This is a genomic window from Paenibacillus sp. MAHUQ-63 (assembly GCF_028765165.1).
Lineage (GTDB): Bacteria > Bacillota > Bacilli > Paenibacillales > NBRC-103111 > Paenibacillus_E.
Map to the genome: position 1 here is coordinate 39,301 of NZ_JARADB010000005.1, position 23,697 is coordinate 62,997.

Genomic DNA, 23,697 nt, shown 5'->3' on the forward strand with positions numbered 1-23,697 from the left:
GGGGGCGGTTTTCGCATTTATTCGTCAAAAAGCGGCGTAGACAAGTAACGCTCGCCGGTATCCGGCAGGATGACGACGATCGTCTTCCCTTTGTTCTCCGGTCTTCTCGCCAATAGCGTCGCGGCGTAGGCTGCCGCTCCCGACGAAATGCCGACGAGCAGCCCTTCCGTCCTGGCCAGTTCGCGGGCTGTCGCAAACGCATCCTCATCGGATACGGCAATAATCTCATCGACGACGGAACGGTGGAAATTATCCGGCTCGAACCCGGCGCCGATGCCTTGGATCTGGTGCGCGCCCCGCGTGCCGCCCGAGAGGATTGCGGAGTTCGCCGGCTCGACGGCGATCACTTGCGCAGACGGGTTTCTTCGCTTTAGAATCTCTCCCACCCCAGTGATCGTGCCCCCTGTGCCCACGCCTGCTACGAAGAGGTCGACATTCCCATCCGTATCCCGCCATATTTCTTCCGCCGTCGTTCTCCGGTGCACCTCCGGGTTGGCCGGGTTGCTGAATTGCTGCGGAATGAAGCTGTCCGGCAGCCCGGCTGCCAGCTCCTGCGCCTTCTTGATCGCCCCCATCATCCCATCGGCGGCAGGGGTCAGCACAATCTCCGCCCCCAATGCCTTAAGCAGCTTTCTCCGCTCGATGCTGAACGATTCCGGTATCGTAATGATAAGCTTATATCCTAACGCCGCAGCGGCAAAGGCAAGTCCGATGCCGGTATTGCCGCTGGTAGGCTCAATGATGACAGTGTCTTTCGTTATTTTGCCGGCTTTCTCCGCCTCTTGAATCATGGCGAAACCGATACGGTCTTTGACACTGCCGGCCGGATTGAAATACTCCAGTTTCGCCATCACTTTCGCCTGCAGCCCCTGCCGTGTATTGTAATTCCATAGCTCGAGCAGCGGCGTATTGCCGATTAACTCCGTCAGATTATTGTAAATGGTCGCCATCCCGTATGACCTCGCTCTCCTCTTCATTAAACCCATTAACTTACTGGGTTATGTTGAGTATAGCTTGATTCTACGGAAAACTGAAATCAATATTCCTGATAAGAGGGGGTGATTTTCTTATATATGGAGGATCAAACTTGTGCCGCATAAGCGCACTTATGTTACACTGGGATGAGAAAATTATTGTGATAAGCAAGGAGAATGGGAAGAATGAAACTGGTTTCGTGGAATGTGAACGGGTTAAGGGCCTGTGTGAATAAAGGCTTCCTGAGCTACGTCGAGCAGACGGACGCCGACATCGTGTGTGTGCAGGAGACGAAATTGCAGGAAGGACAAATTAGCCTGGCGTTGGACGAGTCCTACCGGCAATATTGGAACTACGCCGTCAAGAAAGGCTACTCCGGCACCGCCGTATTCTCCAGAATCGAGCCGCTTTCCGTCCGGTACGGCATCGAAGAAAATGAAGAGCCCGAAGGCCGGATCATTACGCTCGAGTTCGAGGACTTTTATCTGGTGACGGTGTATACGCCGAACGCCAAGCGGGATCTCTCCAGACTGGAGTACCGCCTGGAATGGGAGGACCGCTTCCGCAGCTATCTCCTGCAGCTCGACGCGCAGAAGCCGGTGATCGCCTGCGGAGATTTGAACGTCGCTCACCAGGAGATCGACTTGAAGAATGCCAAAGGCAACCACGGCAACTCCGGATTCACGGCCGAGGAGCGCGGGAAAATGACAGAGCTGCTCGATGCCGGCTTCCTCGATACGTTCCGGCACCTGTATCCCGACCGTACGGATGTCTACAGCTGGTGGTCGAATATGCCCGGCGTGCGGGCCCGGAATGTCGGGTGGCGCATCGACTACTTCATCGCCTCGGCCCGGATCGCACCTAACATCGTTAGCGCCGATATCGATTGCGAAATCCTGGGCAGCGATCATTGCCCGGTTCGATTGGAAGTGGACTTGAGCCGGGAGAACGGCTAAACCGGCTAGAAGCTAGAACCTGCTAAAGCAGCAGTCCCAAAAGCAGGAGCAGGTTGGAACCGCCCTAAAAAGCCTACCGGACCCTCCTGCTCCAATTATCTCAATAAACTTAGTAAGGCTTCGCTAAACGGTTTATAGATGACAATGACGGCTTCCAGCGGATTAGGGATGTCGATTCGCAGGAATAGCGCGATGTTCAGTCCCGCGCCAAGGAGCAGCAGCACACTGAAGCTCCATGCTTCCTTATGCATTCGTTCACGCGTTAACGTCCGCAGTTCAAATACAGCTATACAAGCGGATACGACCCCTATTGTTGCAATTGCCCACCACATTGGTTTACTCCTTAATTTCCTGTAGGAACGAATTTCCCGTGGTGCCAAGGCGCCTAATTTTAATTTCCGCCTTTACGTCCAAATCGAGATCGGCTAAGTGCTGCTCCCAATCGTCCTTTACCTCCGCCCAGCCCTTCGGATCGTTCCGGTGAATGACATCGCCGAACCCGAATATGTCGAATTTCACCTTCTCCTGCATCCTGCCGGCCGAATCCATTATCGTCTCTTCCATCTGCTTGCTTGCCGCTTTCTCTAACATGTCTATCGTTGCTAGATCCAGTAAATCGAGATCACATTCTACGTTTCCGACATTCGCTTCGGTGTGAATCTCAACTTGGATTTGCGGCTTCCCCTTCACCACTCTCCCTTGCAGTTCGGTCTTGGAGCGAACAACCTCCAAAGCGATCTGTCCGCCTCCCGGGCAGCTTATGGTGCCAACGGTGTTTTTGACGTTATCCCTCAAATAGTTGTACACCTTGCTCTCGTCTTCGTTCATCCAGCCAACCAACTTATCTCTATGGAAATAAGCCAAACCCGCATAATGCAATTTCGAAGGCGGATCTATGTAGTCCGTATTTGCTTTGTTTTCCTCGATCTCTTCGCGTCCCTTCAATTCGATAGCGGTTAAGGCGAGACTCTTCCCTTCCGTGATAAGATCCTGAATGACTTCATCCAACGTGACCATACTCGTAGGTGCCCACACACGCTCAGAAGTATATAGCGAGAAATACATTCGGTTTGCGGGAATTTTTTCGAGCGAGGTTATTACCTTCAGCACATCTTCTGCATGCAGATGTTTGGCGACAACGATGAAGAAATCGGTCCGTGGCTCATGATCCCTCGAGAGGAATTCAATAGGACCCGTGACCCCTTCCTTCGCCAATTCCTCTCCCAATACCAACACGCGCAAATGAGCCAAATATATTTTCCGCGGAGAGGAAGTTGTCATACGCCGGAGAGCCTCAAACACCGTTTTCCCTTCCGCTTTAAACATCGTGACGGCAACGCCCTCCCCTTTGCTGCTGCTCGCTACATTACTCGGCACAACCACTTGGGCGGAGACCAGATACCGGTCACCTACTTTATCGATACCCAAGCCAACCGCCAACGCCAAACTGTTTAATTCCCGGCTGTTCCAACAACCGGTTAACAGAACGAGCAGCAGGATGGGAAGCACGCACCCAATCAGCTTTCTAGGCATAATGATTTCACCCCTTTAATGAAGGCTTTCCGATTCCGGGAAGTCATGCGGCCTGACCTTGCGGTTTACCGCATTGGTGCGGGGTGACATGATCCAGCGGGGAAGTCTGAACAACGTATCTTTTTGCTCAGGAAGATGAAATGGTGCTAACGAACTCATGTATGGAACCCCGAACGACTTCAAACCGCATAAATGAAGCACGATGGCAATCATCCCTACGATGATACCGAACAACCCGAACGTGGCCCCCAGCGCCATCAAAGGAAAACGAAGCATGCGAATGGAGATGGACATATTGTAGTAAGGAGAAACGAAGCTGGCCATGGCGGTAATGGACACGACAATAACCATCGCTGCAGAGACAATACCGGCTTCAACCGCCGCTTGCCCGATTACGAGGGTCCCGACGATTGAAATGGCGGAGCCTACAGCTCTAGGCATTCGAATACCGGCCTCCCGCAAAATTTCGAAGGTAACCTCCATCATCAGCGCCTCGAAAAAGGCCGGAAAAGGCACGCCTTCCCGTTGGGCTACCAAGCTAATCAACAAGTTGGTCGGAATCATTTCTTGATGAAACGTAGTGATCGCGACATACAGGGAAGGTCCGCTCAACGCAATGAAGAAGCATAAATAGCGGATTAAACGAATCAGTGTGCTAATATCCCAACGGTGGTAATAATCCTCCGCCGATTGGAAGTATTGAACGAACAGCGCGGGCACCATGAGGACAAATGGCGTACCGTCAACTAGTATCGCAACCCGCCCTTCCAGCAACCCCGCCGCAATGGTATCCGGTCTTTCGGAATTTATGACTGTTGGAAAAGGGCTCCATGTGGCATCTTGAATATATTCTTCGATATAACCGCTTTCCAGGATGCCGTCAATATTAATGCGGTCCAAACGCTGCCGCACTTCGGCAACGACACTGTCATCCGCAATTCCTTCGAGATACATGAACGCTACTTGCGTTCGCGTTACACTGCCGATTTCTCTAGACTCCAGCCATAGGCGGGGATCTTTGATTTTACGGCGGATCATCGCCGTGTTCACCTTTAGTGATTCCGTGAACCCTTCGCGAGGGCCGCGGATCAGCGATTGAGCAGACGGCTCTTCAACGCTCCTGTGCTCCCAACCGCGCGTGGAGGCAACCATTGCCCGATCCATATTGTCCATGAGAATAACGCTATCTCCGGACAGAATGGCCAATAGTAACGTTTCGAAATCATGTGCATCGGATAGACTTTTAACCGTCAGCACGCTTTCTTGCAAGAAGCTAATCGGATCGGGGTGAGTACGCAGCTTAGCGGTGAGCTCGGTCGATTCCCGGACTCCCACCATCAGCGGGATCAGCACAGCATCATCCAACACCTTCTTATCCGTCAAACCATCCGTATACACAACCGCCATCCGGATGGAATCTTCTGCAATTCGGAATTGCTTGATAACCAGATCGCTGCTATTTCCGACGATCTCTTTTATTTTATTTATATTTTGCTGCAAGTCGTTGGTCAAGGTTACTCGAACTTGCTGGATTTCTTTTATTGGGGCCGCCTTTTTCCCTTTTTCCCCATGATGTACGGATAATAATCTTTTTATAAACCTCAATGGACTCCCCCCTTTCGCGATCCCGTCAACCGTTCTCTCCCTGTAATTCGTCTTGCATAGGCTACTACCAAAAGGACTAACGGGATCACGAACCCGATAGGCAGGAAATGAGCAAATGCCGTTTGAACAATGGCAATCGTGAAAGCGACTGACGGGTAAATAATGATAGCTAATACGACCAGGATGAGCCCCAACGGAAGGAGTAAGGGTTTGGCCTCCGTTATTTTGAAGGTATTGGCATAAAATCGAATAGATGCGTAAAAGCATAGGGACAGCTTGAAGAAAATGCACAAGAGCCAAAGAATGGCCATCATGGACTCCACCCTTTGAAAGATCTCGCCGATATGAATTTGCATCGCTAGCGCATAACTGGGATATGCTTTGGAGGCTGTAAGTCCCACCCCCATAACCAACAGGCAGAAGGTTGTAAAAAGAACCAGAAACAAAGCGCCCGATAACGTTCCAAGCACTAAGGCTCTCCCCGCTTCCTTCGCTTGGGTCACGGCCGGCATGATAACCAGGAAAACGGATAATTGCAAAAAAGGTACGGCTATAAACGGGAGAGATGCCCTCACGATCGGCTTGTACCCGAATTCCAGTACAGGCAATATATGTTCGATGTGCATTTTGGGTAAAAGTCCCACGAAAAGCACGAGTACCAGTAAGACTAATAGAGGGAAAAAGACTTCCACCGCCCGGGCAATCGTTTCCAGTCCCGAATGTATAGCAAGTAGGACAACGGCTAGAAAAAGAAGAAGAATAGCATACAGAGGTGTTTCCGGCATGATTTGAGCTAACATGAAGTCCCCGACATCCCGAAGCAATTGAGCGGATAATAGGAAAAAGTATAAAAAGAAGATGGCGGAAACGGCTCTCCCCAACCATATGCCTAGAATCTTCTCGCTATATTCGGGCAGTGATAGATTCGGGAATCTTGCAGCCAATGTCTTGAGTAAGAAAGCGATCAGTACGCCAACTCCCGATCCGAATAACGCCGATAGCCAAGCATCCTGCTTAGCCTCGCCCGCCAGCAGACCGGGAACGTAAAGTATGGCACTGCCCACTGTAAACAGGACGACAAGCAGCGTAAATTGCCTAACCGTTATTTTGGAAAATTCCATCATAAATAGGACCCCTGTTACGAGTTGATAAATATAGTATTTCCAACCCGTGATAGGGAAATACTAGTGGAATGATATTTTAATAGAGAGGGCACCTTGCATCGCCAACGGGATACACAGCGCCACGGCCTGCTCCAGTTCAAGAGGAAATTCCGTTTGCAGATCAATGGTTCCAACTAGATCTTGCCCTCCCCCGCCATGTTGTGCCACAATATGGATGTCAAACAAATAGCAGCCAAGCGGCAAAGAATGCCCCGCTTCCTTTCCAAAACCGGAATGGAGTCGGGGTTTTTTATGTTGTTTGGCCCATGATGATAGGGAGGAATGGTGTAAGGAGAATGAGTTATCAAATGGAGCACGATAATGGATAAGCGTTCATTTTAGTCGAAGGAGGGGAGGGCGACTCGATGCCCTAAAACGCGGACATGGTTACGGCAACCGGAAGTTCGTTGAAGAAATCTGGTGGCCGCTTGTCGGACATTTTTGCGGGCTGCATCCAGAATACGAAGTGAAGGACTGGCGAGGGAGATCATACTTTGTCGATTTCATGTGGATTGTAGGAGCCGTACGGATTGGTTTTGAGATCATGGACTTTGGCTCGCATGGCACGGACCGTACCAAGTACCGGATGGATTTGAACCGTGGACTTTTTCTTCAGGCCCAAGACTGTACACTCTTCTATATCTCTCTGGATGAGTTGAAAGAGAATCCTGCATTCATCCTCTCCGCCTTGCGAAGCAGCCTGTCCTCGTACCTGCCGGCTGGGGAGGGCGTTCAAATTAAAGCCGCAAATCACTATTCAAGGATCGAACGAGACTTGATGCGTTCGGCTATTCGTCATAACCGGATTATTCGTCCGACTCAGGCGGCCAAGGAATTGGAGCTGCATACAATGACCGTTATCAAATACTGCCGCAAGTTAGTGGAAAAAGGGAAATTCCGAGCTGTGGCAAGAGGCATGTCCGGACGAGTCATCTACTATGAGCACATGGGTCCAATCCAAAGTCCGGATTTGGTTTGACAGCTGGATTATCGAATCTGTATGAAAAATCATATAGAATTTATCCCATGATGGTGAAAATCGTTAAATCTATATGAAAAATCGTATACAATTTGGATTTTCGCGCTTATTTTCGCTATTGTATTCGAAATATCATATAGATTACTGAATTACGCGGGTGAACCAGCCGTATCCAGGCATTAGATCAAAACGAAGCAAAAAAAGCCGCAACAAGCCGCCTTGCAGCAGCTGTCACAGCCCTCTCCTCTGCATCTAACGCAGGATCCAGCCTATTCTTCCTTCCCCGTCGCAATTGGGTTGTCTCCCCAAGAGATCCAGTCGCTCCAGCTTCCGCTATAGAGCTTCACATTGTCAAATCCCGCTTCGCTCAAGCCAAGCACGTTCGGGCATGCCGTCACGCCGGAGCCGCAATAGACGATAATTTCGTCGGCATTGCGCAAGCCGGCGAAATGCTGCTCCTGCTTCGCCGCAGGCAGCCAAGCGCCGGTCTCATCGAGGACGCCTTTCCAGAAGTAGTTCCGCGCACCGGGAATGTGGCCCGCCACCCGGTCGATCGGCTCCTCGAGCCCCAGATAGCGGCGCTCCTCGCGCGAGTCGACCAACACGACGCCGGGACGGCCGAGCTTGTCCTTGACCTCGTCCATAGAAGCGAGCATGGTGCGCTGCACTTTCGGCGAGAACGTCCGCGGCTGAACAGCAGGCACTTCCGCCGTTACCGGGTAACCCGCTGATTGCCATGCGGCGTATCCCTGATCCAGTACATACACCTCGGAATGACCGAGGAATTTCAGCATCCACCATAGCCGCGAAGCCATGGCTCCGCCTTGGTCGTCATAGGCGACGACGGTCTTGGTGCTGTCGATCCCCAGACTGCCCACGCGGATAGAGAATGCCCCGAGGTCGGGGAGCGGATGTCTGCCGCCGTGCGCCATGAGCGCACCGGACAAATCCTTTTCCAAATCCACATAGACGGCTCCCGGTATATGGTCTTGCTCATAGCTTTGCCGGCCTGACTCAGGCTTGCCAAGCGCAAAACGACAATCAGCGATCACAATGTTCGCATCGCCCAGCCGTTCGAGCAGCCAAGCTTGACTTACGATATTTTCCATGGATGATGCCACCTTCCTTGCCTGCAATGAATAGCCCCCCGATGAGAGGAGCAGGTTATGTTTGCCAAGCTGTATGATCTTCCCCCATTTTATCGCAAAAGCGCCGCGTTCGCTATGGCGGGCTCATGTAAACTCCGCACAGGCCGAGTGCACAAAGACCGTCCCAACCTATTGGCCGAGACGGTCTGTACTATTAACCCCGCTTCGCTGCAGGCGCACGTGCCGCCGATAGCGCAGAAGCTTCATCAGCCGCATCCTCCTGCGGCTTCACCTTGCGGATGAAGAAAGCCAATACCAGCGCCGCAACGCTTAGCCATGTAGCGATCACGAAGGAATGGTTAATTCCATAGATCGTAGCCGCTTGCGTGACCTCCGCCATTTGGGCTTTGTTGCTCGGATCGACTTTGCCTGAAATAATAAGCTCCTTCGCGTGGGAAGCCGCTTTGTTGGTCATGAACGTCACCAGCAGAGCGGTTCCGAGTGCACCGGAGACGTTCCGCAGCGTCTGCGACATCCCGGAGCCATGAGCATTCAAGCGCCGCGGCAGCTGATTCATCCCGGCCGTTTGAATCGGCATCATGAGCATCGACATCCCGAACATCCGCAGCGTATACACCAGCATCAGATGGTTGTATGTCGAATCCGCGGTAAGCTGACTGAATTGGTATGTCGTAAGTGTCGTAATCAGCAGGCCGATGACAGCCAGCCAGCGAGCCCCGACCTTATCGAAAATCATGCCCGTGATCGGGGACATGATCCCCATCAAGATCGCACCCGGCAGCAGCAGCAAGCCGGACTCCAGCGGTGTGAAACCGCGGATGTTCTGCAGGAAGATCGGCAGCAGAATCATGCCTGAGAACATGGCCATCGTAATAATCGCATTGATCAATGTCGTTAGCGAGAACATGGAATATTTGAACACCCGGAACTCCAGCAGCGGTGTTGCTACCATGAGGGAACGGATCACGAAGATCAGCAGCGCGCCCCCCCCTACAATGAGACAGGTCAGAACGTCTACGCTTCCCCAACCGTCCGTACCGGCGTCGCTGAATCCGTACAAAATTCCGCCGAAGCCGATCGTGGACAGGATAACGCCTAGAACGTCAAGGTTAGGCTTGGATGTCTGGATCACATCCTTCATGGCATAAGCGCCAAAAACGACGGCGAAGACCGCTAGAGGCAGAACAATATAAAACAGCACATGCCAATGGTAGTGCTCGACGATCCAACCGGACATCGTCGGCCCGATGGCCGGAGCGAAGATCATGGCGATCCCCATCATGCCCATCGCTTTGCCGCGCTCAGCCACAGGGAAGATCGTCAGCACGACGACCGACATCAGCGGCATCAGAATGCCGGCGCCCACCGCCTGCACGAGACGACCGCTCAGCAGCAAGCCGAAAGTGCTGGAAATGGCGCAAATGACCGTGCCGACGGCGAATAAAGACGAGGCGACCAGGAACAATTTGCGGGTGGTGAACCTGTTGATTAGGTAGGCGGAGATCGGCACGAGAACCCCGTTCACGAGCATATATCCGTTGGACAGCCACTGAATCGTGCTTTCGTTCACGTTCAGGTCGGTCATCATTTTGGGCAGGGCGACATTCAATACGGTCTGACTTAATAGTGCCACGAATGCGGCAATCAGCAGGGAAGCCATGATGGGCCCTTTGCGCATCGCTGTATGAACCATGCTAGTCATGAAGATCATCCTCACTTATGTTCTTTAGAATCTGAATCATCCGATGCTGAATGCGAAGCAAATGCTCTTGATCCTCATCGGACAAACTCATCAAAGGCCGAAGCAGCTTCGTTCGTGTCATATTCGATTCCTCCCATAGCGCCAATCCCTTCTCTGAGAGTCTAAGCATCATAGCACGTCGATCGTTCTCGGCCCGCTCCCGTATAACGAGACCTGCTTTGGTCATCCGGTCCACAATACCGCTAGCGGTACTGTTTCCCAGATTCAGCTTCTCGGAAAGTTCAGCCAGCCGAATGTCCGGAAACTCCTCCAAAATACGGAGCACAATAAGCTGGAGCGGGGTAAGACCATGCCGCTGAGCAACTTTGGCCACAACATGATAGAAAGCTTGGTTCACTTCCCGATAAGTATAAAAAATTTGCAAAAAGCGTTGTTCTCTATCCAAATGGAGCCCCCTAAATTATTTCGCATACGAAACAATATTATGTTCCTTTCTCGCTGATATGTCAATATTTATATATAGTTTACTAGAGCCCTCTATAGTATTTGTGATTACGCCAGCATTATGATAATGATTTAAAACTTGGCTGCTCCAACTCGTACAGGCAAATGCAAAAACCCCCAATCCCGCTTAGTCGGCAAGATTGGAGGTTGAATTGAAATGGCGGGCGGCGGCTCCCGCTACAGCTCGTCCATCTCCTTACGGTATAGAAGATAAAGCATCCACGCCAACATGATGCAGAACCCCGCAGCCCAGTAGAAAATGGACGTCAAGTGCTTGGATACCCCATAATAAGCGGAAGAGTACATGAAGAATGCCGTCACAAAGACGGGGTATATCCGCTGATTTCGGCGCTGATGCAAGCTCTTGTTCCCCAGCACCAAACGAAGCGTAAAGCCTAGCCGATTCCGCTGTAAGTACAGAGCAAAGTACAACGTGATTATGGCGGCTGCAATTTTCAAAAGCCGATACGAGACATCGGGACTATCGAAATAAATGTACATCGGAACGCTCGTGATCACCGCCACCACGAACAATACGACGGCTAGAAGCATGGTATACCCCACTGCGCCAAGAAGCACGATCATAAGCGCATGCAGCTTCCGCAAACGAAACATATAGTGAATCCCCAGGGCTTCGATGATAATAGCCAGCATAGGGGATAACGATTTGGTTCCCAAAACATAAATGAATAATTCGGATAAACAAGCGGTCAAGATGCTGAGGATTACCGTGAGAGGCCATTTTCTTTTCGTGGAGATTCGAAAGGCGTGCAGTCCTAATAAAAGCATCGAAAATAAAATACATGTACCAACCGAGATATGTAAAAGCGAAGCCATGCCAACCTCCAGCCACAAATGAAAGGGTGATCAACATGCAGAATGTCAGCTTACAATGGAAAATCGTCCCCTTAACTGACGCACATTGCATAACGTTATGTACTTGGAAATACCCTGAACCTTACGAATTGTACAACTGGCCTCCGTGGGAAACCATGCTTCAAGAGCAGGCTGAATTCGCGGACGCATCCATTCGGGCCGAACAATACCGGGCTGTCGTGGACGCTGAGGGCATCCTCGTCGGCTTTGTTCAGTTTTTCCCCATCGTCGGGGTCACCCGCTTAGGCCTCGGCCTGCGCCCGGACCTCTGCGGACAAGGCAGCGGACTCGGCACGCAGTTCGTCCGGCTCCTGACACAAGCCGCGCTGCTCCAGACTCCCGGGAACGAAGTCGATCTCGAAGTGCTTGTCTGGAACGAGCGGGCCATCCGCACCTATCAGCGTGCCGGCTTCGTCATCACGGATACGTATGAACGGCTGACGCCCTCCGGTCCCGCCATGTTCCACTGCATGGTGTACGAAGAAACCGCGCCTGACCAGGACTAGACGCCGGTTTCCCCGGCCGTCACAGCCGTATAAGCCTCATCGTATTTGGCCGCCGAGCGGAAATCGAGCTCGGTCAAGCCGCCCGCATGCCAAGAGGTCAGGCGCAAAGTCACCATTTTGTAATCGACGGCGATCATCGGGTGATGGTTGTCCGCTTCGGCAATACCGGCAATCCGGTTGACAAAGTCTATCCCCTGCATGAATGCCGCAAATCGGTATTTACGCATCATCCATTTGTGATCATCCGTCGTCCAGCCGGAGAGCCGCTCCAACCTCTCGGTAATCTCAGTTTGCCCAAGCTTCATGCGTCAGCACTCTCCTTCCGGCATCACTCATATTCGTAAACGGGCTCATGGGCTTCATTGTCTCCCGCATAGGTGCGAAGAAGCTCCAGGAAAGGCTTCCCGTAGTTGCGGTATTTGACCTCACCGACACCTTTGATCCGCAGCATCGCCGCCTCCGTCGTCGGACAGCTCTCGCTCATCTCACGAAGCGTACTGTCGGAGAAAATGATATACGGCGGCACCTTCTCCCGCGCCGCCATTTCCCGGCGCAGCAGCCGCAGCTGCTCGAACAGCGTATTGTCGATCGCCGCTGCCGCTCTGACCTGCTGCCGGCGCACCTTCTGGAATACTTGCTGCTTGCCTTGAAGCACTTCAGCCGCCGGCTGCATAAGCCGAACCACCGGATACTGGCCGTCGGACAACTGCAGGTACCCCTCCGAAATCAGCACATTGATGAGATCCGATATCTCTTTCTCCGGCAAATCCCGCATGATGCCGTGCGTCGGCAGGCGGTCGAACCGGTAATCGACGATTTTCTTGGCCTTGGAGCCTTTGAGCACGGAGGCCACCATCGAAATCCCGAAGCGCTCGCCCATCCGCCGGATGCAGGAGAAAATTTTCTGCGCTTCGACGGTAATATCCACCGTATCCCGGTCATCCTTACAGGAGCTGCAGTTGCCGCATGTATCTTTGATATTCCGTTCGTCAAAGTAATGCAGGATCACGTTGCGCAAACAGCGCGGCGAGTAGCAGTAATCGATCATCGTCTGCAGCTTCTTGTATTCGTTCGCTTTGCGCTCCGGCGTCAGCTGGTTCTGCTCGATGAGAAACTTCTGCGTCATAATATCCTGCGCGCTGAACAGCAGAATGCATTCGCTCGGCTCCCCGTCACGCCCTGCACGGCCCGCCTCCTGGTAATAGGCTTCCATATTTTTGGGCATGTTGTAGTGGATCACGTAGCGCACATTCGATTTATCGATGCCCATCCCGAACGCATTCGTCGCGATCATGACGCGAATGTCGTCATAAATAAACGCTTCCTGCATATAGGAGCGCTCATCGTCCGTTAAACCGGCGTGGTACTTGCCCGCGGCATAGCCTTTTTTGCGCAGCTGCTCGTACAGGTCCTCTACATCTTTGCGCGTTGCGGCATAAATAATGCCCGGCTGATGCGTATGCTCTTTCACATAATTCATAATGTAATCCCGCTTATTCTCTCCCCGAAGAATCGTCAGTTCGAGATTGTCCCGCGAGAAGCCGTTCACGAAAATGCCCGCATCCGTCAGCTCCAGCAATCTGGCGATGTCCGCCGTTACCTCCGCTGTCGCCGTAGCGGTGAAGGCCGCCACGATCGGCCGGTTGGGGAGCTCGCGAATGAACGGAGCAATCCCGACGTAGCTGGGCCGGAAATCATGCCCCCACTGGGAGACGCAGTGCGCCTCATCGATCGCCACGAACGGCAGATTCAGCGCTGCCATTCGCGCGCGAAAGCGCTCCGATTCCAGCCGCTCGGGCGCAATATACAGCAGCTTGTATTTGCCCTGCATCGCGCCCTGCATCCGCTGCTCGACTTCCCTGGCTTCCAGCGTGCTGTTAATGAATGTGGACGGAACGCCCAGCGCATTCAGAGCATCCACCTGGTCTTTCATCAAAGAGATCAGCGGAGAAATGACGAGGGTTACCCCCTCCATCAGCAGCGCGGGAACTTGATAGCAGATGGATTTCCCTCCGCCCGTCGGCATAATGCCGAGCGTATCATTTCCTTGGAGCAGGTTGGAAATAATATTTTTCTGCCCTTCGCGAAACTCCGGGTACCCGTAGACTTGTTGTAAAACTTTCCTTGCCCCATCCAGCATAGCTTATATACACCTTTCTTTAATTCAGTCCAAACTCACGAGCCCGAAGCCTATCAGACTAGATAGATGACGGATACCAGCTTCTCCCCATCGTGAACCTTCAGAACGTGATTGCCCGGATCATGACGGACCGAACCTACGCCGATCTGCATGACGGGGCTGCTCCCTAATCCATAGAAAATATCGTCAGCCAACGTACGCAGGCATTCTTCCTGCTCATTGGGCTCCAGCTGCTCCCAATCGTCCGCGCTCATATCCAGCAGCTCGTAAAACCCATTCACCATCTCAATGCCGCGCACGAAATCAGTCACAATATCCTTGTACTCTCTTCCGAATTTAATACCCATCCTTCAGTCTCCCTTCGGTAGCTATCCTTCTAGCTTCACTTTATCATATTATTAGATGGAATGCAGGGTTAACCGCTTACGACCCCGGATAAAAAATTCCCCTTTGGCATACACTGTGGAAATGGGCAATTTCGGAAAAAATCTGTTACTATGGAAGAAGGAATGTACCGCTCGGAGGGTAGGAAAGCACACATGCTGAAACTGCAGATTCCCAAAAATCGAATGAACTACCTAATCAAGCAAATCCCGCTGCATTTCGACGCTGCCGTTCTGGAGCAAGGGTGGGAGTATTATCACAAAGGCCGTGTGGCCGATGTCGATCTGAAGGGCACCAGCATTCAATCGACTGTAGCGGGCAAGAGACTGCACCAGACGACGGTCAATCTGGAACATTTTCCGGACAGCTCGTGCAGCTGCTCGTATGACGGCTTCTGCCAACATATCGGCGCTACCTTCTTCAGCCTGTATGCCCCTTATGGTCGGCCTGAGCTTTTGCTGCAGCAGTTGAAACAACAAATACACGCACGGAAAAAGCCCTTGCGCGGCGCCGCTCCGGCACAGGAGCGCAAAGAAGCGGCCAAGGCGAATACGCCGGTCGAAGAGGCGATGCCTGCCGACTGGCACCGTTTCTTCGAAGGGCGGTTTCACGGGTTTTCGATTTCGCACCAGCATTCGATCGAAACCTTCTATGAGTCCGCCCTGGAGTCGCTGCCCGGCTTCGCCGCCGAATGGAGAAGCACGGTGCGCGGCATCTACATGCTTCACATCGTGCTGTTCATGATGCGCAAAATCGAACAATTTTATCAGGATACGAAGAGCTCCTACTTGTCTTATTATCATGAGAACGGGTGCAAAATCGCCGCCAAAAATTGCGAGGATAAGCTCGTTGCCTTCGTCGAGGACATGGATCTGAACGCCGCCTTCGAGGCGGAACCCAAGCATCTGCTGGCAACGCTCAGGATGCTCGGCGAATTCGCGCTGCAAGGCAAGGACAGTCCCATTGACTGGCTGTTCGTCTACCGGTTCATCTGGTGGAAGCTGGCCGGCCAGACCGCAGCGCAGCAGGAGGAGAGCGAGCGGCTAGACACTCTTCTGGCCAAGAAAGAGCAGGTATCACGGAAGAAGGATACGCTGCTGACGGCCCGGGCGCATTTCCATATGATTCAGGGGGATCCCGAGAGCGCCTTCCAGCTGCTCAACCAGCTTGCCCACCCGCAAGCGAAGGATTATTTCTTATACCTGAATCATTACTACAACAACCGGGACTGGGATCTCATGCTGGTCTGGCTCCGCTGGTTATTCAAGTCCATTGCGCAGGCGAATCACGATGATTTCCGGACATTTTGCCAGTATTGGCTGGATACGACCAAGCATTTGGACTCCGACAGTGAATGGGTGCAGGTGATGGAGTCCCTGCTGCCCCGGTCTTACTACTATTACACGGCGTATTTGCTGCAGACGAAGAGGTACCGCCAATGGGTGGACTTGCAGCTGGCGAACCGCATTTCACCGCTGAATTTGTACGCCTTGGAGCTCAAGGCCATCGAAGAGCACGATGCGGCCCTGCTTCTTCCTCTGTATCACCAAGCCGCCGAACGGGCGGTTTTGGAGAAGAACCGTGCTTCCTATAAGACGGCGGTCCGGCTTCTGAAGAAGCTTCATGCCCTATACAAGCAATTAGGCCAGAACGATCGCTGGGAGCACTATGTGTATCGTTTGGCGGATAAATTCTCGCGCCTGCGTGCCTTCCAGGAAGAGCTGAAGAAAGGAAAATGGATTCGATGATCGAAACCAGCACGCTAACGGTACATGTAAGCTCCCTCCCCGCCGGTTCCCTGTTTCTGTGGGGTTCCCGTGCCAATGGGGGCATCTGGGATGCGCTCGATTTGAAAAATATGCTGTTCGCCTGGCATCGCGCCTCCTTCTACGGCACCTTCATGGAGCCGAGCGAATGGCAGAACCGCGAAGGCATCGAGCTGCAGCCGCTGGAGGCGCTCGACTATTTCAGCGATCCGCAGCCTGTCCAGCATCTGCAGCTTAACTGGCATCAGGACTGTGCGGATTTCATCCGCCTGGCCCCTGCGGTTCGCGAGGCGCTGGCCTCCGGCAGCTTCATGCCGGACTACGAGAAGTGGAAAGCCGGCGAAATCGGCTGGAAGCTGCAGCTGCCGGAAGAGCTGCAAGCGCTGGAGTCCCCCGCCGTCTCCCGCTGGATTCATGCGCTCATTCCCGAGTGGGTGGAGGCGGACGGCCTCATGAAGGATACGCTGCGCAAGCTCGAATCCGCATACCCGCTCATGCGCCGGGGCGAGCTCGCCGCCGATCTCTGGCTCGACGAGGAGGATTGGCTCGTCGCCATCGGCTGGCGCCAGGACCGGTCGCCGATGCGCACGTGCCTGCAGCTCGCGGAGCCCGATCTGGCGCACGGCGCAGGCTGGCAGCTGCGCGTGCTGCTGCAGGACCGGCTTACGCCGGAGGTGCTGCGCACCGTGACGCCGGCCGGCGAGCCGGTGCCGGGCGAGCTGCCGCTGCCGGAGGCGTGGCAGGCCGAGCTGAGCCGCGTCACCCGCGACGCGGCCAAATGGGTCCGCATCCTGCCATGGCTGGATGCGGGGGAAGGCGTCCTCCGCCAGACGCTCACGGAGGAGGAGGCTTGGCGCTTCCTCGCAGAGGGAAGCGTGCGGCTTGTGGAGGCCGGGACGAGCGTATTCCTCCCGGCCTGGTGGGAGCGCATCCGCAAGATGAAGCCGAAGCTGCGCGCGAAGATCAAATCTTCCGTCGGTTCGGGACGGGAGACGATGTTCGGGCTGACCCAGCTGATGCAGTTCGACTGGAAGCTGGCTGTGGGGGATCTGGAGCTGACGGAAGAGGAGTTCCGTTTGCTGCTGGAAGAGAAACGCAAGCTGATCCAGATTCGCGGCAACTGGATTCAGCTCGACCCGCAATTCATGGCCCAGGTCGAACAGATTATGAAGCAGGTGCAGAAGAAGCAAGGCTTGTCCTTCCGCGACGTGCTGGAGCTGCACTTCGCCGGCGACGCCGGCGGGCTGCTGCCTGCGGAGGATGACCCCGATGCGATGCGCTACATCGAGATGGAGGTCGAGCTGAACGAGCAGCTGCGCCACATGGTCGATCAGCTGACGCAGACTGCAGCGATACCTACGGTGGAGCCGCCGGCGAGCTTCCATGGCTCGCTGCGCCACTATCAGGTGGACGGCATCTCATGGCTGCTCTTCCTGCGGCGCTTCGGCCTTGGCGGCTGTCTGGCCGACGATATGGGACTGGGGAAGACGATCCAGTGGATTACCTACTTGCTCACAGTCAAGGAGAACGAACAGCCGGAGGCTCCCTCCCTGCTGATCTGCCCGACCTCCGTGCTCGGGAACTGGCAGATGGAGCTGAAGCGTTTCGCCCCTTCGCTCAAGGTGCATTTGCATTACGGTCCGCAGCGGCTGAAAGGCCCGGCTTTTGAGGACGCCGTAAGTAAAGTCGATTTGGTGCTTACCTCTTATACACTTTCGCATCTGGACGAAACGGAGCTGGGCAGTGTCGCCTGGAACTCCATCTGTCTGGACGAAGCGCAAAATATTAAGAACGCTTATACGAAGCAAGCCTCGGCAATCCGCCGGTTGAACGGCTATCATCGCATTGCCCTGACGGGTACCCCGATTGAGAACCGGCTCACGGAGCTGTGGTCGATCTTCGATTTCGTGAACCCGGGGTATTTGGGTACCGTGCGCGAATTTACGCACCGGTACGTGAATGCGATCGAGAAGACGCGCGACAGCGAGATGATCGGCAAGGTGCAGAAGCTGATTCGACCGTTCCTGCTGCGCCGCGAGAAGAAGGACCCTGCGATTCAGTTGGATTTGCCGGAGAAGAACGAGTCCAAAACGTTCATCTCGTTAACCGCCGAGCAGGGCTCGCTATACGAGAACTATATTCAAGACATGTTCGACCGGCTGGATAAGCTCTCGGCGATGGAGCGCCGCGGGCTCATACTCGCCGCGCTGACGAAGCTCAAGCAGGTGTGCAACCACCCGGCCTTGCTGCTCAAGGAAGGGCTGTCCGCCCCTTGGAGCGGACGTTCGAACAAGCTGGAACGGTTGCTGGAGATGGTGCAGGAGCTGCGCCAGGAAGGGGACAAATGCTTGATTTTCACGCAGTTTGTGGAGACGGGCAACCTGCTGCAGCACGTGCTGCAGCAGGAGCTTGGCGAACCCGTATTGTTCCTGCACGGCGGCACATCCAAGGCCGGGCGCGATGAGATGATCGCGCATTTCCAAGACGCCAGCGTGCCGGCTGCGGAACAGCGCAATGTGTTTATTTTATCGCTGAAGGCCGGGGGCATCGGACTGAATCTGACGGCGGCGAATCATGTGTTCCATTATGATCGCTGGTGGAATCCCGCCGTCGAGAATCAGGCGACGGACCGGGCTTTCCGCATCGGGCAGACGCGCCATGTGCAGGTGCACAAGTTCGTCACGCTCGGCACGCTGGAGGAACGGATCGACGAGATGATCGAGCGCAAGCTCGGCCTAAGCCAGCAGATCGTCGGCTCCGGCGAGAACTGGATCACCGAGCTGTCGACCGACGAGCTGCGCGACTTGTTCTCGCTGCGCCGCGAGTGGGTCGAGGCTTAGACGGATGCTTGAACGGCGCCGCCGTACATGCCTTTCCGCGTGCCGGGCACGCGGGTTGCTCCGCCATACTCTGAAGACCTGCGTATTCTGCAGGTCTTTTCTTATATAAAAAACCTGCAGAGCGCACAGGAATTTACCCGGAATGGGCTGAATGGTCCCATTTCTACCGAATTTCCTGTCCGTCTTGCAGGTTATCCCGTCCCAAGCTCCCTCTAAATCAGCAAATCCAAAAACAAATAAAAGCCTTCCCCCAACGCACAAGAGTAGGTCTGAATCTGCTGCGACGTATCCAAGTCCGTATACACTTGGGATAGCATCCCTTGCTTCTGCAAGTTCATCATGAGAATGTTGGAGATGAAATAGGGACGCCACGTCCAATTGGCCCCCCGGTAGCTGACATCCTTGCTCCAGATCTCGGCTTTGCGGATGTAGTTGGAGGAGATTTGATAGCCGTCCTCCCGGCATATGTACATACGGATACAATTATCCGTCACGGATTGCAGGGTACGCTCAATAACCTGATCCGCATCTTCAGCCGTAGCAATGGAGACTGCTGTATGGATCAACGCATCCAAACGATGGTGAACGGCCAACAGACGGCTGTAGCGATCGAACTCCTCTTGGCCGAAGAGGCTCATTTCCTCCTTCAGCAGCGGCTTGAATGCATCCTTGTGCTGGAAGTAAGGCTCCGCCTTCGAGAATAAATACCCTTGCACATAACGGGCTCCGGTTTGCAGCGCATGGTGCAGCTCCTGCTTCGTTTCCACCCCTTCGACAAGCAAGGACGCGCCTATCTGCCCGGCCAGAATGGAAAACGACTGCATCAACGCTTTGTATCCGGCATGAACGGCGCTTTTCTTCAACAGGTTAAGGTCGATTTTCAATATTTTCGGCTCGAGACTGGCGATGCGGTCGAAATTGCTAAACCCGCTTCCGACATCGTCAATCGCAACGGTACAACCGAATTCCCGGTACAATTCCACAATTTGCGTAAGCTCCTGCAGCTTCCCCGTGAATTCCTCCTCGGTAATTTCGATCACAATCTGTGCAGGATCGATGCGATATTTCCGCAGAAGTTCAAGGGTCGGCAGCACACCTGTGCGCTTGTAGGTCCTGTAGATCCACGAAGGCTTCAAGTTGATAAACAAGGCACTTGGGACGTTCGCAGCGTTAAGCTGTTCGATCGCCCGCTCTCTGAGGTGCCGGTCAACGAGCAGATGCATATCTTCGGGGATGTCCGGATCATTGAAGAAAGGTCCCAAACTTTCGATCTGCCCGTCCCTCATCCGCCTGCCCAACGTTTCGTAACCGATGATTTCCTGCGTCTGAAGCGAAAGGATAGGCTGAAAGAATGGACGGACTTCATGCCGCAGCGGAATCCTGCTGTCTTTAACCCTCACGGTCTGCGCCCCCTCAAAATTAGCCTCCATGTTCTCATACATAACACGGGAATAAGTATGAATAGTATTTTAAACGACATTGTCGGATCTTGCAACGAATTCATGACAGGAAACTTGACACGATTGTTTTTTGAAGGAATTTTGTTGGGCGTTGTCGAATTTTATGTAAATTCAATTTATTCTATGTAGAATTTAGGTGACCCATGGCCATAAAAGCATTCACGCGATCGCGAATATCCATGCTGTATGTCATTCTGATCGTCGCACTGCTCGCTACTGTCGGCATATCGAACTACATCGCGTCCCGCCATATGGAGCACGAAAACGACGCCATCGTGAACGATTCGATTCCGATCTCCAAGACGACGAACAGTTTGCTGACCGATCTGATCAATCAGGAAACGGGGATTCGCGGTTTTGAACTCACCGGCAACGACCAATATTTGGAACCTTATCTCACGGGCAAAAAGCAATTGGAAGCGGATCTCCAAGCTATCCGTGTATATGATGCCAAATACCCGACCCTGCAGCTGGTTATGGATACGCAGGCTATTCCGGCTATAACGAACTTGCAGCGGTTTTTCGATACGCAGCTGGAGCTGATCCGTGCGGGCAAAATCGAAGAAGCCCGAACCCGGGTCGCCTCCGGCAAAACGATGATGGACCGTTACCGGGTCATCCATACCAGTATTGAGAAGACCATTAATCAAATCACCTCGGACGCTTACAACGCTTCTTCGCGAGCGGGCAAAACCTCCCGGTTGATCACGCTGATTGGCGGAATCATCGCTTTGGCGGCAGGGGCCATGTCGCTCTTCATCTCCTTTCGGGCGATCCATGCGGAAGAGGAGCTTCGCAAGAGCGAGGAAACGTACCGCTACATGGCCGAGAGCCTGGAGACGCAGAACGAGGAAATCATTGCCCAGCAGGAAGAGCAGCAGATTACTTTAGCCAAGCTATCCGAACGGGAGCGCGACTTGGAATTGATCTCCTCCTATCAGGAGAAACTGACGGGCTATGTGGAGCTGAAGGATTTCCTCAAACACACGCTGCCTGCGCTCCTTAATTCTCTCATGCAGGATGCGGCGCTTGTCGTTATGAGAAGGGAGTCGGCGCATGGCGATACCTTCTATGAGGTGATTCATTCCATCGGCTACCCGAAAGAACATATTCGGGAGCACCAAACGGAATTATTCGGCCCGGCCAAGCGCGTTTTCGACGAAAACACGTCCATCATCCACACTCGTGATGTTGCCGGACACGAAAAGGGCATTCATAGCGGCATGACGCACGCCGTCGATCATTACGTGCCGCTCATAGACGACAAGCAAGAGGTCATCGGCTTCCTGCTGCTAACGAGCTATCAGAGCTCCGTATTCCACGACAACGATCAGCGCCTGACCAAGGGCTTGGTCCATCAGTTCGGCTTAGCGTTCTACGCTCAAGTTATGAATGACGAGCGAGTGAAGCAAGCGGCTCACTTGGCCGAGTTGAACGATGAACTGATCGCCGAGAAGCAGCTGATCGAAGGCCAACGCGACCTGATTCAAAATATTTTGGAATCGGCGCATGAAGGTATGATGATGTGCGACTCCGAGGGCATCATCCTCTTCTCGAATCACCGGATGAGCCGTTACTTCGGCTTGGATGCGCATATCGGCGACAATTTGGCGGAACGCTGTCACGCGATCGCCAGAGAAACGCCGAGCTTCATAAGCGCAGCGTCCTCCATAGAAGCGTTAATTAACGGCACGCATAATCATTTGACACAGCGCTTCGGCTTCCTCCTCGACGATCAGCCGCAGCATGCGGAACTCTATGCGACCGTCGTCAGCGAAGATACGGAGCAGAAAGGCTATTTATTCGTATTCCGTGACCGGACCGAAGAAGAGCGCGTCGACGAGATGAAGAACGAATTCATTTCGATTGTTTCCCACGAGCTGCGCACTCCGCTGGCCAGCGTACTTGGCTTCATTGAAATTCTGCTGCACCGGGAGCTCCCGCAGGATAAGCAGAAGAAATACATGGAAACGATCTATAAAGAAGCGCATCGCTTATCGAATTTGATCAACGATTTCCTCGACCTGCAGCGGATGGAGTCCGGCCGGCAGTTATACCACTTCTCGCCGATCAACCTGCTGCCAACCGTGCAGGATATCGTGGACCAGTGGCAGGACAAGCAAAATCATAGCATCGTCGTACACTATCAAGAGCCCGAATTATGGATAAGAGCTGACGCAGACCGCATCCGTCAAGTGCTGCACAACCTGATCTCCAACGCGATCAAATATTCACCGGGCACAGACCGCGTCGACATCTACCTGTCGCAAGCGAATGGCCGCATTATCGCCGATGTGCAGGATTACGGTCTTGGCATTCCCGAGGAAGCTCATGACCAAATGTTCTCGAAGTTTTTCCGAGTCGACAATTCCGACCGCCGCCAAATCGGGGGTACCGGCCTCGGGCTCGCCATTGTGAAGGAAATTGTCGAAGGGCACAACGGACACATATCCTATCAATCGCAAATGGGCGTTGGCACCACCTTCCGCATCGAATTCGACCAGTACAAGCTTTCCTCGATGGACGGCAAAATTGTCATTTTCGAAGATGACGACGATCTGGCCAAGCTGATTCAAATTGCGTTGAACAAGCTCGATCTGCCATCCATTCAGCTTCGCTCCGCCGAAGAGGGCATTATTGCATTGAGCCGCTGCAAAGGCGAGCCGGTCCTGTTCATCGTCGACATTTTGCTCGAAGGCGTCAAGACGGGCTGGGACTTCATCGCCGACTTGTCCAGGCATCCGATGTACTACCAGACGCCGGTCATCGTCTCGACAGCGCTCGACCAGCCGCATGATTTCCATGAAAGGGATATTCAGAAGTATCTCAAAAAGCCGTTCACCATGGAACGCCTCGTTCAAGTGGCTAAGAATCTGGTTGATAACAAGAAGAACAATGCCTATGTTTTCCCGGCCCAAGACAAGGATTCGCTCTCTGACACGCTGCAGCGCAACGGCATCGATGTGGTGGAGATGAAAGAGAATCAGGATATGATCGAGGTCGAGATCAAAAGGCCGAATGCAGGCGCATAATGCAGCCTTCTCTCCTTCCCATGACTTGTGGAGGGAGAGATTTTTTTATTGTAAACCGCAGGGATTTCCTTGCCCGGCAGCCAATATACTAGAGAAAAACCATTTCATATGTTAGAGAGGGTGACCCCGGTGGCAAAGCTTGAATCCGCTTCCAACCCGATACCTGC

Annotated in this window: 19 protein-coding genes; 6 read left to right on the forward strand and 13 right to left on the reverse strand. The window is 53.4% G+C overall.

Annotation, left to right across the window (positions count from 1 at the left end; all coding sequences use genetic code 11):
* Positions 1-17 precede the first annotated feature (17 nt).
* On the reverse strand, positions 18-950 hold the full coding sequence (gene cysK / locus PUT07_RS26155) for a cysteine synthase A (RefSeq protein ID WP_274471716.1): 933 nt from the start codon (positions 948-950) through the stop codon (positions 18-20).
* 210 nt (positions 951-1,160) lie between these two features.
* On the opposite strand from cysK, the gene PUT07_RS26160 reads away from it, so the two are divergent.
* Positions 1,161-1,931 (forward strand): exodeoxyribonuclease III, encoded by a 771-nt coding sequence (locus PUT07_RS26160; RefSeq protein WP_274471717.1) that lies wholly within the window; start codon positions 1,161-1,163, stop codon positions 1,929-1,931.
* Between the two features lie 95 nt (positions 1,932-2,026).
* On the opposite strand, the gene PUT07_RS26165 is transcribed toward PUT07_RS26160, so the two are convergent.
* Genes PUT07_RS26165 through PUT07_RS26180 form a run of 4 tightly spaced genes read right to left on the reverse strand, consistent with a single transcriptional unit; the run spans position 2,027 to position 6,193 of the window.
* Positions 2,027-2,263 (reverse strand): hypothetical protein, encoded by a 237-nt coding sequence (locus tag PUT07_RS26165; RefSeq protein WP_274471718.1) that lies wholly within the window; start codon positions 2,261-2,263, stop codon positions 2,027-2,029.
* Positions 2,264-2,267: 4 nt separating this feature from the next.
* Entirely contained in the window at positions 2,268-3,464 is a 1,197-nt protein-coding gene (locus PUT07_RS26170) for a Ger(x)C family spore germination protein (RefSeq protein ID WP_274471719.1), read from the reverse strand.
* Positions 3,465-3,479: 15 nt separating this feature from the next.
* Entirely contained in the window at positions 3,480-5,069 is a 1,590-nt protein-coding gene (locus PUT07_RS26175) for a spore germination protein (RefSeq protein ID WP_274471720.1), read from the reverse strand.
* Positions 5,066-6,193 carry a GerAB/ArcD/ProY family transporter gene (locus tag PUT07_RS26180; RefSeq protein WP_274471721.1) on the reverse strand — a complete coding sequence of 376 codons (1,128 nt, stop codon included), beginning with the start codon at positions 6,191-6,193 and terminating at the stop codon, positions 5,066-5,068. Before PUT07_RS26180 ends, PUT07_RS26175 begins: the two co-directional genes overlap by 4 nt.
* Positions 6,194-6,776: 583 nt before the next feature.
* On the opposite strand from PUT07_RS26180, the gene PUT07_RS26185 reads away from it, so the two are divergent.
* Entirely contained in the window at positions 6,777-7,211 is a 435-nt protein-coding gene (locus PUT07_RS26185; protein ID WP_274471722.1) for a hypothetical protein, read from the forward strand.
* 269 nt (positions 7,212-7,480) lie between these two features.
* Here PUT07_RS26185 and PUT07_RS26190 read toward each other — a convergent pair whose 3' ends face one another.
* The 4 genes from PUT07_RS26190 to PUT07_RS26205 form a co-directional block, all read right to left on the reverse strand.
* Entirely contained in the window at positions 7,481-8,320 is an 840-nt protein-coding gene (locus PUT07_RS26190) for a sulfurtransferase (RefSeq protein ID WP_274471723.1), read from the reverse strand.
* Between the two features lie 193 nt (positions 8,321-8,513).
* Positions 8,514-10,022: a DHA2 family efflux MFS transporter permease subunit gene (locus PUT07_RS26195; RefSeq protein ID WP_274471724.1), complete on the reverse strand. Its 1,509-nt coding sequence runs from the start codon at positions 10,020-10,022 to the stop codon at positions 8,514-8,516.
* Positions 10,015-10,467 carry a MarR family winged helix-turn-helix transcriptional regulator gene (locus PUT07_RS26200; RefSeq protein WP_274471725.1) on the reverse strand — a complete coding sequence of 151 codons (453 nt, stop codon included), beginning with the start codon at positions 10,465-10,467 and terminating at the stop codon, positions 10,015-10,017. Before PUT07_RS26200 ends, PUT07_RS26195 begins: the two co-directional genes overlap by 8 nt.
* Positions 10,468-10,703: 236 nt before the next feature.
* Positions 10,704-11,141 (reverse strand): hypothetical protein, encoded by a 438-nt coding sequence (locus PUT07_RS26205; RefSeq protein WP_274471726.1) that lies wholly within the window; start codon positions 11,139-11,141, stop codon positions 10,704-10,706.
* A gap of 257 nt (positions 11,142-11,398) precedes the next feature.
* On the opposite strand from PUT07_RS26205, the gene PUT07_RS26210 reads away from it, so the two are divergent.
* Positions 11,399-11,908 (forward strand): GNAT family N-acetyltransferase, encoded by a 510-nt coding sequence (locus PUT07_RS26210; RefSeq protein ID WP_274471727.1) that lies wholly within the window; start codon positions 11,399-11,401, stop codon positions 11,906-11,908.
* Here the strand turns inward: PUT07_RS26210 and PUT07_RS26215 are convergent.
* Genes PUT07_RS26215 through PUT07_RS26225 form a run of 3 tightly spaced genes read right to left on the reverse strand, consistent with a single transcriptional unit; the run spans position 11,905 to position 14,395 of the window.
* A complete protein-coding gene (locus PUT07_RS26215; RefSeq protein ID WP_274471728.1) occupies positions 11,905-12,213 on the reverse strand; it encodes a 4a-hydroxytetrahydrobiopterin dehydratase in 309 nt (102 codons plus the stop codon). The two genes, PUT07_RS26210 and PUT07_RS26215, sit on opposite strands and share 4 nt — an antisense overlap.
* Before the next feature lie 23 nt (positions 12,214-12,236).
* Positions 12,237-14,048 carry a DNA helicase RecQ gene (gene recQ, locus PUT07_RS26220; protein WP_274471729.1) on the reverse strand — a complete coding sequence of 604 codons (1,812 nt, stop codon included), beginning with the start codon at positions 14,046-14,048 and terminating at the stop codon, positions 12,237-12,239.
* A 53-nt stretch (positions 14,049-14,101) separates the two neighbouring features.
* Positions 14,102-14,395 (reverse strand): hypothetical protein, encoded by a 294-nt coding sequence (locus PUT07_RS26225; RefSeq protein ID WP_274471730.1) that lies wholly within the window; start codon positions 14,393-14,395, stop codon positions 14,102-14,104.
* Positions 14,396-14,587: 192 nt separating this feature from the next.
* Here PUT07_RS26225 and PUT07_RS26230 point away from each other — a divergent pair, with 192 nt between their 5' ends.
* Together PUT07_RS26230 and PUT07_RS26235 are read left to right on the forward strand one after the other, a co-directional pair.
* Positions 14,588-16,180: an SWIM zinc finger family protein gene (locus PUT07_RS26230; protein WP_274471731.1), complete on the forward strand. Its 1,593-nt coding sequence runs from the start codon at positions 14,588-14,590 to the stop codon at positions 16,178-16,180.
* Positions 16,177-19,038 (forward strand): DEAD/DEAH box helicase, encoded by a 2,862-nt coding sequence (locus PUT07_RS26235; protein WP_274471732.1) that lies wholly within the window; start codon positions 16,177-16,179, stop codon positions 19,036-19,038. Before PUT07_RS26230 ends, PUT07_RS26235 begins: the two co-directional genes overlap by 4 nt.
* Before the next feature lie 212 nt (positions 19,039-19,250).
* Here the strand turns inward: PUT07_RS26235 and PUT07_RS26240 are convergent, their stop codons facing one another.
* On the reverse strand, positions 19,251-20,438 hold the full coding sequence (locus PUT07_RS26240; protein ID WP_274471733.1) for an EAL domain-containing protein: 1,188 nt from the start codon (positions 20,436-20,438) through the stop codon (positions 19,251-19,253).
* A 203-nt stretch (positions 20,439-20,641) separates the two neighbouring features.
* On the opposite strand from PUT07_RS26240, the gene PUT07_RS26245 reads away from it, so the two are divergent.
* Positions 20,642-23,530 (forward strand): ATP-binding protein, encoded by a 2,889-nt coding sequence (locus PUT07_RS26245; protein WP_274471734.1) that lies wholly within the window; start codon positions 20,642-20,644, stop codon positions 23,528-23,530.
* Positions 23,531-23,697 lie beyond the last annotated feature (167 nt).

Coding starts and splice junctions, on each gene's coding strand:
- PUT07_RS26245 (WP_274471734.1), top strand. CDS start 20,642: ATGGCCATAAAAGCATTCACGCGATCGCGAATATCCATGCTGTATGTC.
- PUT07_RS26205 (WP_274471726.1), bottom strand. CDS start 11,141: ATGTTTCGTTTGCGGAAGCTGCATGCGCTTATGATCGTGCTTCTTGGC.
- recQ (WP_274471729.1), bottom strand. CDS start 14,048: ATGCTGGATGGGGCAAGGAAAGTTTTACAACAAGTCTACGGGTACCCG.
- PUT07_RS26185 (WP_274471722.1), top strand. CDS start 6,777: ATGGACTTTGGCTCGCATGGCACGGACCGTACCAAGTACCGGATGGAT.
- PUT07_RS26210 (WP_274471727.1), top strand. CDS start 11,399: ATGCAGAATGTCAGCTTACAATGGAAAATCGTCCCCTTAACTGACGCA.
- PUT07_RS26165 (WP_274471718.1), bottom strand. CDS start 2,263: ATGTGGTGGGCAATTGCAACAATAGGGGTCGTATCCGCTTGTATAGCT.
- PUT07_RS26160 (WP_274471717.1), top strand. CDS start 1,161: ATGAAACTGGTTTCGTGGAATGTGAACGGGTTAAGGGCCTGTGTGAAT.
- PUT07_RS26235 (WP_274471732.1), top strand. CDS start 16,177: ATGATCGAAACCAGCACGCTAACGGTACATGTAAGCTCCCTCCCCGCC.
- cysK (WP_274471716.1), bottom strand. CDS start 950: ATGGCGACCATTTACAATAATCTGACGGAGTTAATCGGCAATACGCCG.
- PUT07_RS26225 (WP_274471730.1), bottom strand. CDS start 14,395: ATGGGTATTAAATTCGGAAGAGAGTACAAGGATATTGTGACTGATTTC.
- PUT07_RS26215 (WP_274471728.1), bottom strand. CDS start 12,213: ATGAAGCTTGGGCAAACTGAGATTACCGAGAGGTTGGAGCGGCTCTCC.
- PUT07_RS26195 (WP_274471724.1), bottom strand. CDS start 10,022: ATGACTAGCATGGTTCATACAGCGATGCGCAAAGGGCCCATCATGGCT.
- PUT07_RS26230 (WP_274471731.1), top strand. CDS start 14,588: ATGCTGAAACTGCAGATTCCCAAAAATCGAATGAACTACCTAATCAAG.
- PUT07_RS26170 (WP_274471719.1), bottom strand. CDS start 3,464: ATGCCTAGAAAGCTGATTGGGTGCGTGCTTCCCATCCTGCTGCTCGTT.
- PUT07_RS26180 (WP_274471721.1), bottom strand. CDS start 6,193: ATGATGGAATTTTCCAAAATAACGGTTAGGCAATTTACGCTGCTTGTC.
- PUT07_RS26190 (WP_274471723.1), bottom strand. CDS start 8,320: ATGGAAAATATCGTAAGTCAAGCTTGGCTGCTCGAACGGCTGGGCGAT.